This window comes from Couchioplanes azureus (assembly GCF_014648355.1).
Classification (GTDB): Bacteria; Actinomycetota; Actinomycetes; order Mycobacteriales; family Micromonosporaceae; genus Actinoplanes; species Actinoplanes azureus.
This window is the reverse complement of record NZ_BMQY01000003.1, coordinates 720,556-735,373: the sequence shown is the minus strand read 5'-3', so window position 1 is coordinate 735,373 and position 14,818 is coordinate 720,556. Positions and strand designations below refer to the sequence as shown.

Sequence of the window (14,818 nt, the reverse complement as noted above, 5' to 3'; positions counted from 1 at the left end):
CCCGGGAGTCCCGCCCGTCCCGGAATTCGGCGGGGCGGGATGTCGGCGTCGCCCGCACCGGGTACGGTTGCGGGAAGCCTCCGGCGGCTGCCGGCGGCCCCGCCGCAGGAGGAGGTGCCATGGTCCTGCTACGCCGGGTAATCGGTGACGCACTTCGGGCGCGCAGGCAGGGACAGCACCGCACGCTGCGTGAGGTGTCGACCGCCGCCAACGTGAGCCTCGGATATCTCTCCGAGATCGAACGCGGCCAGAAGGAAGCTTCCAGCGAGCTGCTGGCGGCCATCTGTGAGGCGCTCGGCGCCCGTCTCTCCGAGGTGCTCGGCGAGGTGAGCGGCACGCTGGCGCTCGCGGAGGGCATGACGGGAGTGTTCGTGCCGGTGGAGCACACACCGGCCCAGTCCACCGGCTCCACCTCCGCGGCGGACACCCAGGCCGCCTCCGGAGCCCGGGCCGCGGGCGCGGCTCAGGGCGCCTCCGAGGGGCAGGCCGCCTCCGCAGCGGGAGCCGCTTCTTCCGCGCGGGCCACCTCCTCCGCGGGGGCCGCTTCTTCCGCGCGGGCCACCTCCTCCGCGGGGGCCGCTTCTTCCGCGCGGGCCACCTCCTCCGCGGGGGCCGCTTCTTCCGCGCGGGCCACCTCCTCCGCGCGCGCGGCCGCGGGAGCGCAGGCCGCCGCCGCAGCCAAGGCAGCCGCCGCCGGTGCGCAGGCCGTCGCCGCCGGTGCCAGGGTCAAGCAGCAGGCCAAGGAGGCGGCGCCGGTGCGTCAGGTGACGACCGACGGCGGCGTCTCGGTCTCCGTCCGCCAGGACACCCCGCTCAAGGCCACGCTCCGCACCCGACGCAAGCGCGAGCGCGACGTGGTCTGCGCGGCCTGACCGCGTTCCCTCCCCGCTTCCCGGGCCCCCGCTCGCGCCGATCGTCCGGCGTGACCAGGGGCTTCCCGGGCATCAGGCGCTGCCCCGGACGGTGATCATCGAGGAGTGCCACGGCGTCGCCGGAACGCTCGTGGGCGCGTAGCCTCGGACGTGGGGGATCCCCCTGGAACACCCTGAGATCCCCCCGAGGTCACGTGACGCCGGTGGCGAGGAGCTGACACGATGGATCCCGCGCCATCGTGAAGACCCCTCGGGCTTGCGTCGGTGGCGCGTCCGATGCAGCGACATTGAGGGGATACCGCGGATATGGCGAACCCGTTCGTCAAGGGCTGGCGTTACGTGATGGCGCTCTTCGGCGCGAAGATCGACGAGTACGCCGATCCCAAGGTGCAGATCCAGCAGGCCATCGAAGAGGCCCAGCGGCAGCACCAGGCGCTCGTGCAGCAGGCCGCGGCCGTGATCGGCAACCAGCGTCAGCTCGAGATGAAGCTGTCGCGGCAGATGTCCGAGGTCGAGAAGCTGCAGGGCATGGCCCGCCAGGCGCTGGTCCTGGCCGACCGGGCCCGCGCCGGCGGCGACGAGGCCGAGGCCCAGAAGTACGAGGCGACGGCGCAGACGCTGGCCACGCAGCTCGTCTCCGGCGAGCAGTCGATGGAGGACCTGAAGACCCTGCACGACCAGGCGCTCGCCGCGGCCGGGCAGGCCCGCAAGGCGGTCGAGAACAACGCGATGGTGCTCCAGCAGCGCATCGCCGAGCGTTCCCGCCTGCTCAGCCAGCTCGAGCAGGCCAAGATGCAGGAAACCGTCGCCAAGTCGCTCGAGTCGATGTCCTCGCTGGCCGCGCCGGGCAACACCCCGTCCCTGGACGAGGTCCGCGACAAGATCGAGCAGCGCTACGCCAACGCCATGGGCCGCGCCGAGCTCGCCTCCAACTCGGTCGAGGGACGCATGCTGGAGGTGCAGAAGTCGAGCCTCGACCTGGCCGGCTCCTCGCGTCTCGAGCAGATCCGGGCCAGCATGGCGGGCGAGAAGCTCGGCGGCACCCCGGCCCAGCCGGCGGTCGAACCGGCCGCCCCGACGGCGGACCCGGCCGGCGTCGCCCGCCTGGACGAGATCCGGGCCAGCATGAACAAGCGCGGAGACACGACGGCCGCGGGCTGACCGCAGCGCCGGCCGAGCCGCCGGGCACCACCGCCCGTCCCCGGTCGGCACGGGCCCGGGCGCCGAGCCTTAACCGGGCCGGGCGGCGCGGCCGCTCGGTGGAGCCCCGGTCGGGCCGGGCGGCGCGGCCGCCCGGTGGAGCGAGAGAGGGAGCGCACGGTGGACGAGAGGGCCAGATACTTCCGGCGGCTCAGGCGCCTGCGCGGCGCGGCGCGGCGGTGGAGCGTCATCGGCGGTGGTCTGAGCGCCGCCACCGCCGTGCTCACCCCGTACGCGGGAATCGGGATCGCGGACGCGGCCTGGGCCGCATCCGCGGGGGCGTCGGTGGCCCTGGCCTGGTGGCGGTGGAGTGACCACCGGCAGCTCGCGGCGACCCCGGCTCCGCCCGCCCCTCCGCCGGTCGTGCCGGGCCAGCGTCTGGTCGCCGCGGTGGAACGCTTCCCGGCGGGCCGCCAGGTGATCGAGCAGGTACGCCGCCAGCGCAACCGGTACGCCGTCCGCGGCTCCGCGGTGGCGCAGGCCTGGGACCGCCTGGATCGCGCGTCCACCACGCTCGCCGGGCTGACCGGCCGCCTGACCGGTCCGGGCGAGCAAGCGGCGCTCGAGGCGGCCGTGGCCGAGCAGTGGCTGCGTGACCTCGGGCAGCGCGTGGCCAGCGTCGAGCGAGCCTTCCCGCTGACCTCGGCCGACGGGCGCACGGCCCTGGAACGGTCCCACGAGGGCCTGGCAGACCAGTTCACGGAGGGCGTGACCGCCTACGAACGGCTGGTCGCGGCGGCGGCGAGCTACGTCGCCGAGGACGGCCACCCGGTCACCGGGCAGCACCCGGCCCTGACCGGTCTGATCGACGCCGCCGACCGGCTGCGCGGACTCGCCGAGGGCCTGTCGGAGCTCAAACGTCCCTCCACGCCCGCCGTCTGAGCCCGGGGCCGCGCGGTCAGGGCTCCGGCTGGCAGCGGGGGCACCAGTAGGTCACCCGGTCGTCCTGTTCCGCCTTCCGGATCGCCGTGCCGCAGCGGCGGCAGGGTTGCGCTCTGCGGCCGTACACGTAGCTCGTCTGGCCTTTGTGCAGTGAGCCCGTCGTCGTCTGCGTCCAGCGGCCGCGGTTGGACGCCACGAGCTTCTGGGCGAGGGTGACCGTCGCGGTCAGGTCCGGGACGTCGGCCACCGGGGTCCACGGCCAGAGGCCGCGCAGGAACAGCGTCTCCGCCTTGTAGAGGTTGCCCACCCCGGCGAGGTTGCGCTGGTCGAGGAGCGCCTCCGCGATGCTGGCCTGCGGCTTCTCGGCGATGCGGCGCACCGCCTCCGCCGGGTCCCAGTCCGCGCCCAGCAGGTCCGGGCCGAGGTGACCGACGAGGGTGTCCTCCTGCGCCGTCGGGACGAGCGTGACCTCGTGGAGGTGGTAGCCGACCGCCACGGAACGCTTCGTCCGCAACACCACGCGGATCAGGTGGGCGGGCCGGCCGGTCCAGCGTTCGCCCGGGGCGTACGCCCGCCACGCGCCGTCCATGCGCAGGTGCGAGTGCAGCGTCATGGCGCGGTCGTCGCGGGTGAGCCGCAGCAGCAGATGCTTGCCGCGACTGGCCGACTCCGCGACGGTCCAGCCGGTCAGGTCGGTAGCCGCCAGCCGGGGCACCCGGAAGTCCGATCCGGTCAGGACGTCGCCGGTCAGCGCGCGTTCCAGGACGCGGGCGGTGTTCCAGACGGTGTCACCCTCGGGCATGCTCTCCATCCTGCCCCGAGGCGGGCCAGGCAATCAGCGTTCCGCTATCCGGACCACGTCGCCGGGGCGGACCGACAGCACCACGACCGCGCGTCCGCCGTTGACCGCGATCGCGACCCGGCCGGCGGAGTCCTCGTACACGATGAGCTCGCCCTTCCCGGCGTCGCCGAAGGTCTGGGCCCGGCGGGCCTTGACCCCGCAGACGACCAGGTCGGGGCCGAGGCCGGTGAGCATCGAGCCGCCGGCGGCGAGCTGCACGTTGCCGAAGCGGTCGACCGTGACGACCTCGGCCTCGATCCAGCCGTCGCCGAGGGCGACGATGGGGTCGGGCAGGCGCACCACCGACTTCGGATCGACCTGCGATCCGGCGTCGGTGAGCGGCGCGCCGAGGGCGAGACGCGCGGCCACCGGGGAGAAGATGTCGCGCCCGTGGAAGGTGCGCGAGACGTCGCCGAGAAACCAGTCCGGATTGGTCAGTTCCACCACGGTGTCCAGCCCGCCCAGGGCCTCGGCGGCCCAGACCAGCAGGCCGTTGTCCGGACCGACGAGCAGACCGTTCGGGGTGCCGACCGCGATGCCGCGCCGCTCGGTGCCGACCCCCGGGTCGACCACGGCGACATGGACCGACGGCGGCAGGTGCGGCGCCGTCTGCGCCAGGACCGCGGCGCCGCGGGCCACGTCGGCCGGCGGCACGTGATGGGTGACGTCGATGACACGTACGGCGGGAGCGAGACGCGCGATCACCCCGTGGCAGGCGGCGGCGAAACCGTCGAAGGTGCCGTAGTCGGTGGTGAGGCTGATCCATCCATAGGTGCCCATGGGCAGTTACGTTACTGCCCCGGCACGCTCTGTGTGCGACAGGTCCCGCGGGCGCGTCGCTCCGCGTGGCAGGGTGGGACCATGCGTCTCGTCATCTTCACCGAGCCCCAGCAGGGCGCGTCCTACGACGACCTGCGCCGGGTGGCCCAGTTCGCCGAGGAAGCCGGATACGACGGCTTCTTCCGCTCCGACCACTACCTCGCGATGGGCGGCGACGGGCTGCCCGGCCCGACCGATGCGTGGGTGACGCTGGCCGGGCTCGCCGTGCAGACCTCCCGGATCCGGCTGGGCACGCTGGTCACCTCGGCCACGTTCCGGCTGCCCGGGCCGCTGGCCATCAGCGTCGCCCAGGTCGACGCGATGAGCGGCGGGCGGGTCGAGCTCGGGCTCGGCGGCGGCTGGTTCGAGGCCGAACACACCGGGTACGGAATCCCGTTCCCGCCGCTCGGCCAGCGCTTCGACCGCCTCGAGGAGCAGCTCGAGATCGTGACCGGCCTGTGGACCACGCCGGAGGGACAGCGCTACAGCTTCGACGGCAAGCACTACCAGGTCCTGGACTCGCCGGCGCTGCCGAAGCCGGTCCAGTCCCCGCGCCCGCCGGTCATCGTGGGCGGCGCCGGCAAGAAGCGCACCCCGGCGCTCGCGGCCCGGTACGCCGACGAGTTCAACACCCCGTTCGCCAAGATCGAGGACCTGCCCGCCATGTTCGACCGGGTCCGGGCCGCCTCGGCGGAGATCGGCCGGGCCACCCCGCCGGCGTTCTCCTCGGCCGCGGTGCTCTGCGTCGGCCGCGACGACGCGGAGGTGGCCCGCCGGGCGGCGGCGATCGGCCGCGAGGTCGAGGAGATGCGCGGCAACGGCGGCATCGTCGGCACGCCCGACCAAGCGGTGGACATCCTGGGCCGGTACGCGCAGGCCGGCGCCTCGCGCCTCTACCTGCAGATGCTGGATCTCAGCGACCTGCACCACCTCGAACTGGTGGCGACGGCGGTCGCGCCGCAGCTGTCCTGACGCGCTCTCGCGAGTGAGAGCTCTCACGGGAGGCGCGGGCCGGTATGTGTCGGGTTGGCGGGGATACGACGCTAGATCGTAAAGTCGCCAACCGTGGAGATTGTCACCGCACGGCTGGCTTTGCGCCGGCCGGTCGCCGCCGACGTCGACGCGATCTACGAGGTCCACCGCGATCCCGAGGCGTGTCACCACAATCCGTCGGACCTGCTCGCCACCCGTACGGGCGCCGAGGACGTGTTCGCCCGCTGGGACGAGCACTGGCGCCGGCACGGCTTCGGCTACTGGGTGGTGACCGCCCGCGCGGACGGCACGACGCTGGGCTTCTGCGGCCTGAAGTTCGTACGGTTCCGCGACCGTGAGGTGCTCAACCTCTTCTACCGCCTCGCCCCGGCGGCCTGGGGCAGCGGCATGGGCACCGAGGCCGCGACCGGGGTCGTGCGGTGGGCGGGCGAGCACCTGCCGGACTGGCCGATCCTCGCCCGCGTACGCCCCGGCAACGTCGCCTCCCAGAGCGTCGCGCAGCGGGCGGGCCTGATCCGCTCGCCCGCGCTCGACGAGCCGGGCGAGGACGGCCCCGACTGGATGTACGCCATCCGCTGGCCGGCCCTCGAACCGGGAACCGATCATCCGATCGGCGGGCAGCGGGCAACCGGATGACGCGGCGGTCCGGTAATCCGGCACCGCACGCCGGCGATCGCCGGCGGCTCCCGCATGCCAGGCCGACTGCTTGCTCCACGCGCCGTCTTTACGCTGCTCAGGTGCCTTACGAAGCGGTGCCCCGGAGTCATCCGGCGCGTGTCTCGCTGGCCGCGCTCCTCGACGTCGCGGTCATCGGTGGTCACGTCGCTCTCCGGGTCGCCGTCGACGGCGCCACCGGCAACGGCCTGCTGGCCTACCTGGTCTCCACGGCGGCGGCGATGGGCGTGACCGCATGGCTGGCGCCCAAGGTGTCCTACCGCCGCCGCGACGCGCTCTGGTGGCTCACCGGCGTCGGCGGCGGCTGGCTGTTCCTCACCATCGCGTGGCGCCTGGCCTATCTGCCGCACCGCGACTGGCCGCCCCGCGACGACGAGATCCCGCAGGCCCGATACCTGCGGAACCTCGCGTACGTAGGCACGTGGTCTCGCGCCGACGGGCGTGAGCCCGGCGTCCAGCCCCACCCCTGAGGCGGTAACCGTGTCTCCGGACCGGAGGAGTCCGGGCTCTGCGGCGTAGGCCGGGTCGGGAGTCAGCCGCGGAGGCGGAGTCCTCGCGGTGTGGCTCGGAAACCCGCGGCCGTCAGGGCGTCTCGCAGCGGGGAGGAGTGCACCGACTCGCCGTCCGCGCGTTCGACCGACATGGCTCCCAGGGCTCCGGAGCGCACCGCCCCCGCCAGGGCCTGGCCGGCCGCCAGCAGCGCCTCGGGATCGTCCACGAAGGACAGCAGGGTGCGGCCGCCTCGTTCGACGTAGAGGATGAGGTCGCCGCCGACGAGGACGACCAGGGCGCCCGCCTTGCGGCCGGCGCGGTGGCCGGTGGCCGGGGCCGGGTCGCCGTTGCCGCTGTCGACCACCCGTTCCGGCCAGGGCAGCGCCGCGCCGTACGGATTGGCCGGGTCGGTGGCGGCGAGGACGACGGCCGCGGCACCGGCGCGCCGGGTGAGCTCGGCCGGTTCGGCGAGGGCGCGGAGGCGGTCGACCGCGCCCGGCACCGCGAACTGGGCCGCGCCGAGGCCCTCGACGAAGTAGCCGCGGCGGGCCGCCCCGCGTTCCTCCAGAGCGCCGAGGACCGGGTAGACCGCCGCGAAGCCGCCGGTGACGCCCTCGGCCATCACCGCGCCGCGGGTGACGACGCCGTGGCGTTCGAGCAGGAGGTCGGCCAGGGCCGCGGCGCGGCGGGTCGGGTCGAGGTCACGGCCGGGCAGGCGGGACCAGCGGCCGGCCATCGACGGCGGGCCGCCGCGCGCGGGCATGACCGGTCGTCCCGGGCGCCGGTAGCGGGTGCGGGCCGGTGCCGCCTTGGCGCGGTGGGCGCCGCTGCCCCCGAGCAGGGCCCGCAGCGGCGCCAGGGTGTCGTTGGTCAGGTGACCCGCCCAGACGAGATCCCAGACGGCGGCGGCCAGGGCCGTGTCGTCGGTGGCGCCCACCCGGTCGGAGAGCATGCGGAAGAACAGCGCCTGCCCGTCCGCGAGGGCGTCGAGGATCGACTGGTGCAACGGAGTCGCGGCCGGCTCGTCGTCCGGCGGCGGCAACAGCAGCGGGGCGCTGTCGGCGTAGGCGAGGGTGACCCAGCCGTCGCCACCGGCGATGCTGCCCGAGCCGGCCCAGAGCACCTCGCCGCCGGCGCACAGCTCGTCGAGCTGCGGCGGCGCGTAGTCGGCGACCCGGGCCGGCAGGATCAGACGTTCCCACGCCGAGGCCGGAGCCGCCACGCCCTGGAGCTGCTCGATGGCGGCGGCGAGCGCGTCGACGCCGCGGGCGTTGCCGCCGATCTGGTGCCAGCGGGGCAGGAAGGCGGCCAGCACCCGGGGCGGCACCGGCTCGATCTCGCGGCGCAGGGCGGCCAATGACCGGCGGCGCAGCAACCGCAGCACCTCGGCGTCGCACCACTCGCTGCCGGCGCCGCCGGGGGAGAACTCGCCCGAGACCACCCGGCCGGTCGCGCTGAGCCGCTTGAGGGCCTGCTCCACCACGAAGACGCCGAGGCCGAAGCGGGCGGCGCAGGTGGCGGCCGCGAACGGGCCGTGGGTGCGGGCATACCGCGCGACGAGGTCACCGAGCGGGTCGGCGACCGGCTCCAGATAGGCCTCGGCCACGCCGACCGGCAGGGCGACGCCGAGCGCGTCGCGGTAGCGGCCGGCGTCCTCGACGCCGATCCAGCGTTCCTCGCCGGCGATGCGCACCCGGATGGCCCGGCGGGACGCCGCGAGCTGCTCCGCCCACGCCGGGTCGACCGAGCGTGCGGCGAGCTCCTCCGAAGACAGGTCGCCCAGCAGGCGCAGCAGCTCCGCGGCGTCCTCGGCGTCGCGCGGGGAGCGCTGGGCGGTCAGCCACTGCAACTGGCTCTCGCTCTCGGCCACGACCGCCGGGTCGAGCAGCTCGCGCAGGTCGACCCGGCCGAGCAACTCGCCGAGGAGGGTGGAATCGAGCGCCAGGGCGGCGGCGCGTCGCTCGGCCAGGGGCGCGTCGCCCTCGTAGAGGAACGCGCCCACGTATCCGAAGAGCAGCGAACGGGCGAACGGCGAGGGACGCGGCGTCTCCGCCTCGACGAGGCGCACCTTGCGCCCGGCGATCTCGCGCATCAGGCCGACCAGACCGGGCACGTCGAACACGTCCTGCAGGCACTCGCGGGCCGCCTCCAGCGTGACCGGGAAGTCGGCGAACTCGCGCGCCACGTCCAGGAGCTGGGCGGAGCGCTGCCGCTGCTGCCACAGCGGCTGCCGCCGCCGCGGGTCGCGGCGCGGCAGCAGCAGCGACCGGGCGGCGCACTCGCGGAAACGGGCGGCGAACAGCGCGGACGTGCCGACCGACTCCTCGACGATCTGCGCGATCTCCTCGGGGTCGAACGCGACGAGGTCGGCGCCGGGCGGCTCCTCCGCGGTGTCCGGCAGGCGCACCACGATGCCGTCGTCGGAGGGCATGACCTGGCCGTCGACGCCGTAGCGCTCGGTGAGCCGGCGGGCGATGGCCAGGGCCCAGGGCGCGTTGACCCGGGCGCCGAGGACGCAATGGACGGTCATCCGCCAGTCGCCGAGCTCGTCGCGGAACCGCTCGACCACCACCGTCCGGTCGTCGGGCAGGTTGCGGGTGGACTCCCGTTGCTCCCGCAGGTAGGCGACGAGGTTGTCGGCGGCCCACTCGTCCAGTCCGGAGTCGCGCAGCGACGCGGTGGCGGTCTCGTCGTCCGCCCGGGTGAGGCCGCGCAGCCGGGCGCCGATCGCCCGGCCCAGCTCGACCGGCCGGCCCAGCGTGTCACCCTTCCAGAACGGCATGCGCGCGGGCGCGCCCGGCGCGGGCGAGACGAGGACGCGGTCGGGCGTGATGTCCTCGATGCGCCACGAGGTGGAACCGAGGAGGAAGACGTCGCCGACCCGCGACTCGTAGACCATCTCCTCGTCGAGCTCGCCGACCCGGGAGGCGCGCTCCGACCCGGCCAGGAAGACGCCGAACATCCCCCGGTCGGGAATGGTGCCGCCGCTGGTGACGGCGAGCCGCTGGGCGCCGGGCCGGCCGGTGAGCTGGTCGGTGGTCCGGTCCCAGACCAGCCGCGGGCGCAGCTCGGCGAACGCGGTGGAGGGATAGCGGCCGGAGAGCATGTCGAGCACCGCGTGCAGGGCCGAGTCGGGCAGCTCCGCGTAGGGCGCGGCCCGGCGCACGAGCGCGGCGAGCTCGTCGGCGTGCCACTGGTCGAGGGAGACCATGGCCACGATCTGCTGGGCCAGGACGTCGAGCGGGTTGCGGGGATAGCGCAGCTCCTCGATGGCGCCCTCGGCCATGCGCTCGGCGACGACGGCGCAGGAGACGAGGTCGCCGCGATGCTTCGGGAAGACCACGCCGCGGGAGACCGCGCCGACCTGGTGACCGGCGCGGCCGATGCGCTGCAGGCCGGCCGAGACCGACGGCGGCGCCTCGATCTGCACGACCAGGTCGACGGCGCCCATGTCGATGCCGAGCTCGAGGCTGGAGGTGGCGACCACGGCGGGCAACTGCCCGGACTTCAGCGCCTCCTCGATCTGCTTGCGCTCCTCCCGCGACACGCTGCCGTGGTGAGCCCGGGCGACCACCGGCGGCGCCCCGCCCGCCTCGCCGGACTGCGCCATGACCTGCGCCGGTGGCCGCGGCGCCGGGGTGAGCTCGCCGCCGGTGCGCTCCAGGGCCAGCTCGTTGATGCGCGCACAGAGCCGCTCGGCCCCGCGCCGCGAGTTGGTGAAGACGATCGTGGAGCGGTGCGCCTGGATGAGGTCGAGGACGCGCTCCTCGACCGCGGGCCAGATGGAGGGGGAGTGGCGGCCCGCGCCCGGGTCGTCCGCATCGGTGTCCGGCACCTCGTCGAGGCGGGTCATGTCCTCGACCGGCACCTGGACGGCGACCTCGATGGTCTTCGCGCTGCGCGGCTGGACGACCTCCACGTCCTGCGCGCCGCCGAGGAAGCGGGCGGTGTCCTCGATCGGCCGGACGGTCGCGGAGAGGCCGACGCGCTGGGCCGGGCGGCCGAGCAGCGCGTCGAGGCGCTCCAGCGACAGGGCCAGGTGGGCGCCGCGCTTGGTGGCCGCCACGGCGTGCACCTCGTCGACGATGACCGTCTCCACGCCGCGCAGGGACTCGCGCGCGGCGGAGGTCAGCAGGAGGAAGAGGGACTCGGGCGTGGTGATCAGGATGTCGGGCGGGGTACGGGCGAAGGCGCGGCGCTCGTCGGCGGGGGTGTCGCCGGTGCGCATGCCGACCGTGATGTCCGGCGGAGGGACGCCCAGGCGGCCCGAGGCCTGGCGGATGCCGGTCAGCGGGGCGCGCAGGTTGCGCTCGACGTCGACCGCCAGCGCCTTCAGCGGGCTGACGTAGAGGACCCGGCAGCGATGCTTGGGGTCCTCGGGGGCGGGCTCGTGCGCGAGCCGGTCGAGCGACCACAGGAACGCCGCCAGGGTCTTGCCGGAACCGGTGGGCGCCACCACGAGCGCGTGCCGCCCGGCGCCGATGGCGCGCCAGGCGCCGGCCTGGGCGGCCGTGGGCGCGGCGAAGGCCGCCTTGAACCACTCACGGGTGGCGAGGCCGAACTGCTCCAGGACGTCAGGCACAGTGACCATGGTGCCCCCGGGGTCTGACAGAAATCCGCGACCTGCCGCTTCCCGGGACAACCCGGTTGTTTACGCGGTGGCCGGGTGACGTCGATGTGCGCTCGGCTCAGGCGCGACTACTCTTGGTAGGAAGAGACGGGTGGGGGCCGATGGCGGTCAGGCGCATGCTCATCGCCGGTCGGTATCGCCTGCGCATGCCGGTCGGCGTCGGCGGCATGGGGCGCGTCTGGCTGGCCCGCGACGAGATGCTCGACCGGGACGTGGCCGTCAAGGAGTTCGTCCTGCCGGAGTGGATGACCGACGGCGAGAAGGCCCGGCTGCGCAACCGTACGCTGCGCGAGGCCCGCAGCGCGGCCCGGCTCAACCACCCGCACGTGGTCAAGATCTACGACGTCGTGCACGCGGTGGACCAGCCGTGGATCGTCATGGAGTACGTGCCGTCGCGCTCGCTGCACCAGGTGATCCGCCAGGACGGGCCGTACTCGCCGAGGGGCGCCGCCCGCATCGGCCTCGACGTGCTGGAGGCCATCACCGCCGCCCATCGCGCGGGCGTGCTGCACCGCGACGTCAAGCCGCACAACGTTCTCATCGGTACCGACGGCCGGGTGGTGCTCACCGACTTCGGCCTCGCCACGTTCGTCGACGACGGCTCGGTGACCGGGCCGGGGATGGTCGTCGGCTCCCCGCAGTACGTGTCACCGGAGCGGGCCCGCGACGGTGCGTCCACCGTGGAGTCCGACCTCTGGTCCTTCGGTGCCACCCTGTACGCCGCCGTGGAGGGCCGCTCGCCGTACGCCCGGGAGAGCGCGATGGCGACCCTGCTGGCGCTGGCGACGGAGGAGCCCGACCCGCCCACCCGGGCCGGGCCGCTGACGCCCGTGCTGCTGGGACTGCTGCGGCGCGAGCCGGCGGAGCGCCTCACCGGCGCGGAGGCGGCCCGCCGGCTGCGCGCCGTCCTCGCCGGGGGTGACGGCGGTCCCCGTCCGGTCGTACCGGCGCAGCGCCGGTCGCTGGACGACGAGCCGGCGCCGCATCCGCCGAGACGCCGGATCCGCGGCGGCGGCACCGCGGTGCCGCGGGCACGCCCGGCCCCGAGCCCGCGGAGCACGCCGGTGCGGGCCCGGTCGCGGCGGCTCGTCGCGGGAGTGACCGCGGTGGCGCTGCTCGGTGCGGGAAGCGTCGCCGCCGGGCTGGCGCTGCGCGACAACGACGGCGCCGTGCCGTCCGGCGCGTCCGGCACCGTCTCCGCGCCTCCGGAGCCCACCTCCTCGTCCGGCACCGGCGGCGGCACGGGCGGTTTCAGCCCGGTCGACTGCCTCGGCGGTGCCCCGTCGGCGCAGCGCCGGACGCCGCAGCCGGGGGCGGAGAAGCTGCGCGACGGGTGGGCGCTCTACGAGGGCTGGTCCTACTTCACCGAACGCGGCTTCCACATCGCGGTGCCCGACGGGTGGACGTACGAGAGGATCGGCACGACGCTCTGCTTCCGCGACCCGGGCAACCTGCGCGTGCTCAGCATCGACCCGGCGCGCAACCCCAAGGGCGACCCGGTGAAGGCCTGCCGGGACGAGGCGGCCCGGCTGCGGGCCGCGGGCGACCTGCCGGGCTACCAGCAGTACGCGATCAACCGGGTCCCCGCCCTGGCCCGCGCCGCGGACTGGGAGTACGCCTACGACGGCCCCTCCGGCGTCCGCATGCACGCGATGACCCGCTGGATCGCCGCCGGCGGCAAGGGCTACGCGTTCGGCCTGACGACCCGGGACCTGGACTGGCCGGCGAACTTCGCCACCTGGGGGATGATCGTCAGCACCTTCTATACCGACGGTTAGCGGTATAGGTCAGTCGGTATGAATAGACAGGCCTCTAACTCTGTAATGCTCGGCGTAGCCGCCGCTATACCCCCGGCGACGGCGAACCCGAGCCTTGCGGAGGACTCCCGTGAGAGTATTCCCCCTGATCGGAGCGGCGGCGCTGGTCCTCGGCGCCGTCGCCGCGGCCCCGGTGCAGGTTGCTGCCGCCGTGGCGCCGCCCGACATCCCGCTCGCCAATGTGAAGAACCACCTCTCCCAACTGCAGTCGATCGCCAACGCCAACGGCGGCAACCGGGCCCACGGCCGGCCCGGCTACCTGGCCTCGGTCAGCTATGTGAAGGGCCTGCTCGACGCCGCCGGCTTCCAGACCCAGCAGCAGTCCTTCACGTACGCAGGAGCGACCGGTTACAACCTCATCGCGGACTGGCCCGGCGGCGACACCAACGACACCCTGATGATCGGTGCGCACCTGGACAGCGTCACGGCGGGGCCCGGCATCAACGACAACGGCAGCGGCTCGGCGGCGAGCCTGGAGGTCGCGCTGGCCGTGGCCCGCGCCGGCTTCCACCCCGCCCGGCACCTGCGGTTCGGCTGGTGGGGCGCCGAGGAGCTGGGGCTGCGCGGCTCCACGTTCTATGTGAACTCGCTCAGCGCGTCGCAGAAGGCGGCGATCGGCGGCTACCTGAACTTCGACATGGTCGCCTCGCCCAACCCCGGCTACTTCCTCTACGACGGCGACAACTCCGACGGCACCGGCTCGGGTCCCGGGCCGGCCGGCTCCGCCGAGATCGAGGACACGCTGGCGGACTTCTTCGCGTCGATCGACGTGCCCACCCGTGGCACCGACTTCGACGGACGCAGCGACTACGGCCCGTTCATCGCCGCCGGCATCCCCGCGGGCGGCATCTTCACCGGCGCCGAGGGCCGCAAGACCGCCGCGCAGGTGGAGCTCTGGGGCGGTACGACGGGGGCGTTCGACCCCTGCTACCACCGGGCCTGCGACACCGTCACGAACATCGACGACACCGCGCTGGACCGCAACTCGGACGCCATCGCGTACGCGGTCTGGACGCTGGCCGACGACACCGGCACGCCGCCGGGCGAGACGGTCTTCAGCGACGACTTCGAGACCGCCAAGGGCTGGACCGCGAACGCGGCCGGGACCGACACCGCGACCACCGGCGCGTGGCAGCGCGGCGACCCGGCCGCCACCTCCTCGGGCGTCGCGACCCAGCTCGGCACCACGGTCAGCGGCAGCAACGACCTGGTCACCGGCGCCGCAGCGGGCACCAGCGCGGGCACGTACGACGTCGACGGCGGCGCCACGACGATCCAGTCGCCCGCGATCACGCTGCCCAGTGGCACGCTCTCCCTGTCGTTCTCGTGGTACCTGGCCCACCTGAACAACGCCAGCAGCGCGGACTACTTCCGGGTCCGAGTGATCTCCGGCACCACCGCCACCACGGTGTTCAACCAGGCGGGCGCGGCCACCAACCGCGCGGCCTCCTGGCAGAAGGCCACGGTCAACCTCTCCGCGTACGCCGGCCAGACCGTCCGGCTGCAGGTCGAGGCGGCGGACGCGAGCACGGGCAGCCTGGTCGAGGCGGCCGTGGACGACGTCGTCGTCACCAGGTCCTGAGTCCGTGACCCGGGC

General features: G+C 74.4%; 10 protein-coding genes and 2 pseudogenes. 9 read left to right on the top strand and 3 right to left on the bottom strand.

Annotated features, from left to right (window positions below):
• Nucleotides 1-119: 119 nt before the first annotated feature.
• From IEY99_RS14555 to pspM, 4 genes and pseudogenes are all read left to right on the top strand, one after another.
• Nucleotides 120-575 (top strand): annotated as a pseudogene (locus tag IEY99_RS14555) (helix-turn-helix domain-containing protein); the annotation flags it as partial.
• A 180-nt stretch (nt 576-755) separates the two neighbouring features.
• Nucleotides 756-872, top strand: a pseudogene (locus IEY99_RS14550) (helix-turn-helix domain-containing protein); the annotation flags it as partial.
• 306 nt (nt 873-1,178) lie between these two features.
• Nucleotides 1,179-2,033 (top strand): PspA/IM30 family protein, encoded by an 855-nt coding sequence (locus IEY99_RS14545; protein ID WP_189203324.1) that lies wholly within the window; start codon nt 1,179-1,181, stop codon nt 2,031-2,033.
• 159 nt (nt 2,034-2,192) lie between these two features.
• Nucleotides 2,193-2,954, top strand: a complete 762-nt coding sequence (gene pspM, locus IEY99_RS14540; protein WP_189203323.1) for a phage shock envelope stress response protein PspM — start codon at nt 2,193-2,195, stop codon at nt 2,952-2,954.
• A 16-nt stretch (nt 2,955-2,970) separates the two neighbouring features.
• Here pspM and IEY99_RS14535 read toward each other — a convergent pair whose 3' ends face one another.
• Both IEY99_RS14535 and IEY99_RS14530 read right to left on the bottom strand, forming a co-directional pair.
• Nucleotides 2,971-3,756: a DNA-formamidopyrimidine glycosylase family protein gene (locus tag IEY99_RS14535; RefSeq protein WP_189203322.1), complete on the bottom strand. Its 786-nt coding sequence runs from the start codon at nt 3,754-3,756 to the stop codon at nt 2,971-2,973.
• A 33-nt stretch (nt 3,757-3,789) separates the two neighbouring features.
• Nucleotides 3,790-4,575 carry an SAM hydrolase/SAM-dependent halogenase family protein gene (locus IEY99_RS14530; RefSeq protein ID WP_189203321.1) on the bottom strand — a complete coding sequence of 262 codons (786 nt, stop codon included), beginning with the start codon at nt 4,573-4,575 and terminating at the stop codon, nt 3,790-3,792.
• A gap of 81 nt (nt 4,576-4,656) precedes the next feature.
• Between IEY99_RS14530 and IEY99_RS14525 the strand changes: the two genes are divergently transcribed.
• The 3 genes from IEY99_RS14525 to IEY99_RS14515 all read left to right on the top strand — a co-directional run bounded on the left by IEY99_RS14525 (nt 4,657) and on the right by IEY99_RS14515 (nt 6,752).
• Nucleotides 4,657-5,586 carry an LLM class F420-dependent oxidoreductase gene (locus IEY99_RS14525; protein WP_189203320.1) on the top strand — a complete coding sequence of 310 codons (930 nt, stop codon included), beginning with the start codon at nt 4,657-4,659 and terminating at the stop codon, nt 5,584-5,586.
• Nucleotides 5,587-5,679: 93 nt separating this feature from the next.
• Complete coding sequence (locus IEY99_RS14520; protein ID WP_189203319.1) at nt 5,680-6,243, top strand: GNAT family N-acetyltransferase; 564 nt, start codon at nt 5,680-5,682, stop codon at nt 6,241-6,243.
• Between the two features lie 101 nt (nt 6,244-6,344).
• Entirely contained in the window at nt 6,345-6,752 is a 408-nt protein-coding gene (locus IEY99_RS14515; protein ID WP_189203318.1) for a hypothetical protein, read from the top strand.
• Between the two features lie 62 nt (nt 6,753-6,814).
• Here IEY99_RS14515 and IEY99_RS14510 read toward each other — a convergent pair whose 3' ends face one another.
• On the bottom strand, nt 6,815-11,365 hold the full coding sequence (locus tag IEY99_RS14510) for an ATP-dependent helicase (protein WP_189203316.1): 4,551 nt from the start codon (nt 11,363-11,365) through the stop codon (nt 6,815-6,817).
• Nucleotides 11,366-11,505: 140 nt separating this feature from the next.
• Here IEY99_RS14510 and IEY99_RS14505 point away from each other — a divergent pair, with 140 nt between their 5' ends.
• Entirely contained in the window at nt 11,506-13,182 is a 1,677-nt protein-coding gene (locus IEY99_RS14505) for a serine/threonine-protein kinase (protein WP_189203314.1), read from the top strand.
• A gap of 109 nt (nt 13,183-13,291) precedes the next feature.
• On the top strand, nt 13,292-14,803 hold the full coding sequence (locus IEY99_RS14500; RefSeq protein WP_373293347.1) for a M28 family peptidase: 1,512 nt from the start codon (nt 13,292-13,294) through the stop codon (nt 14,801-14,803).
• Nucleotides 14,804-14,818: the final 15 nt, after the last annotated feature.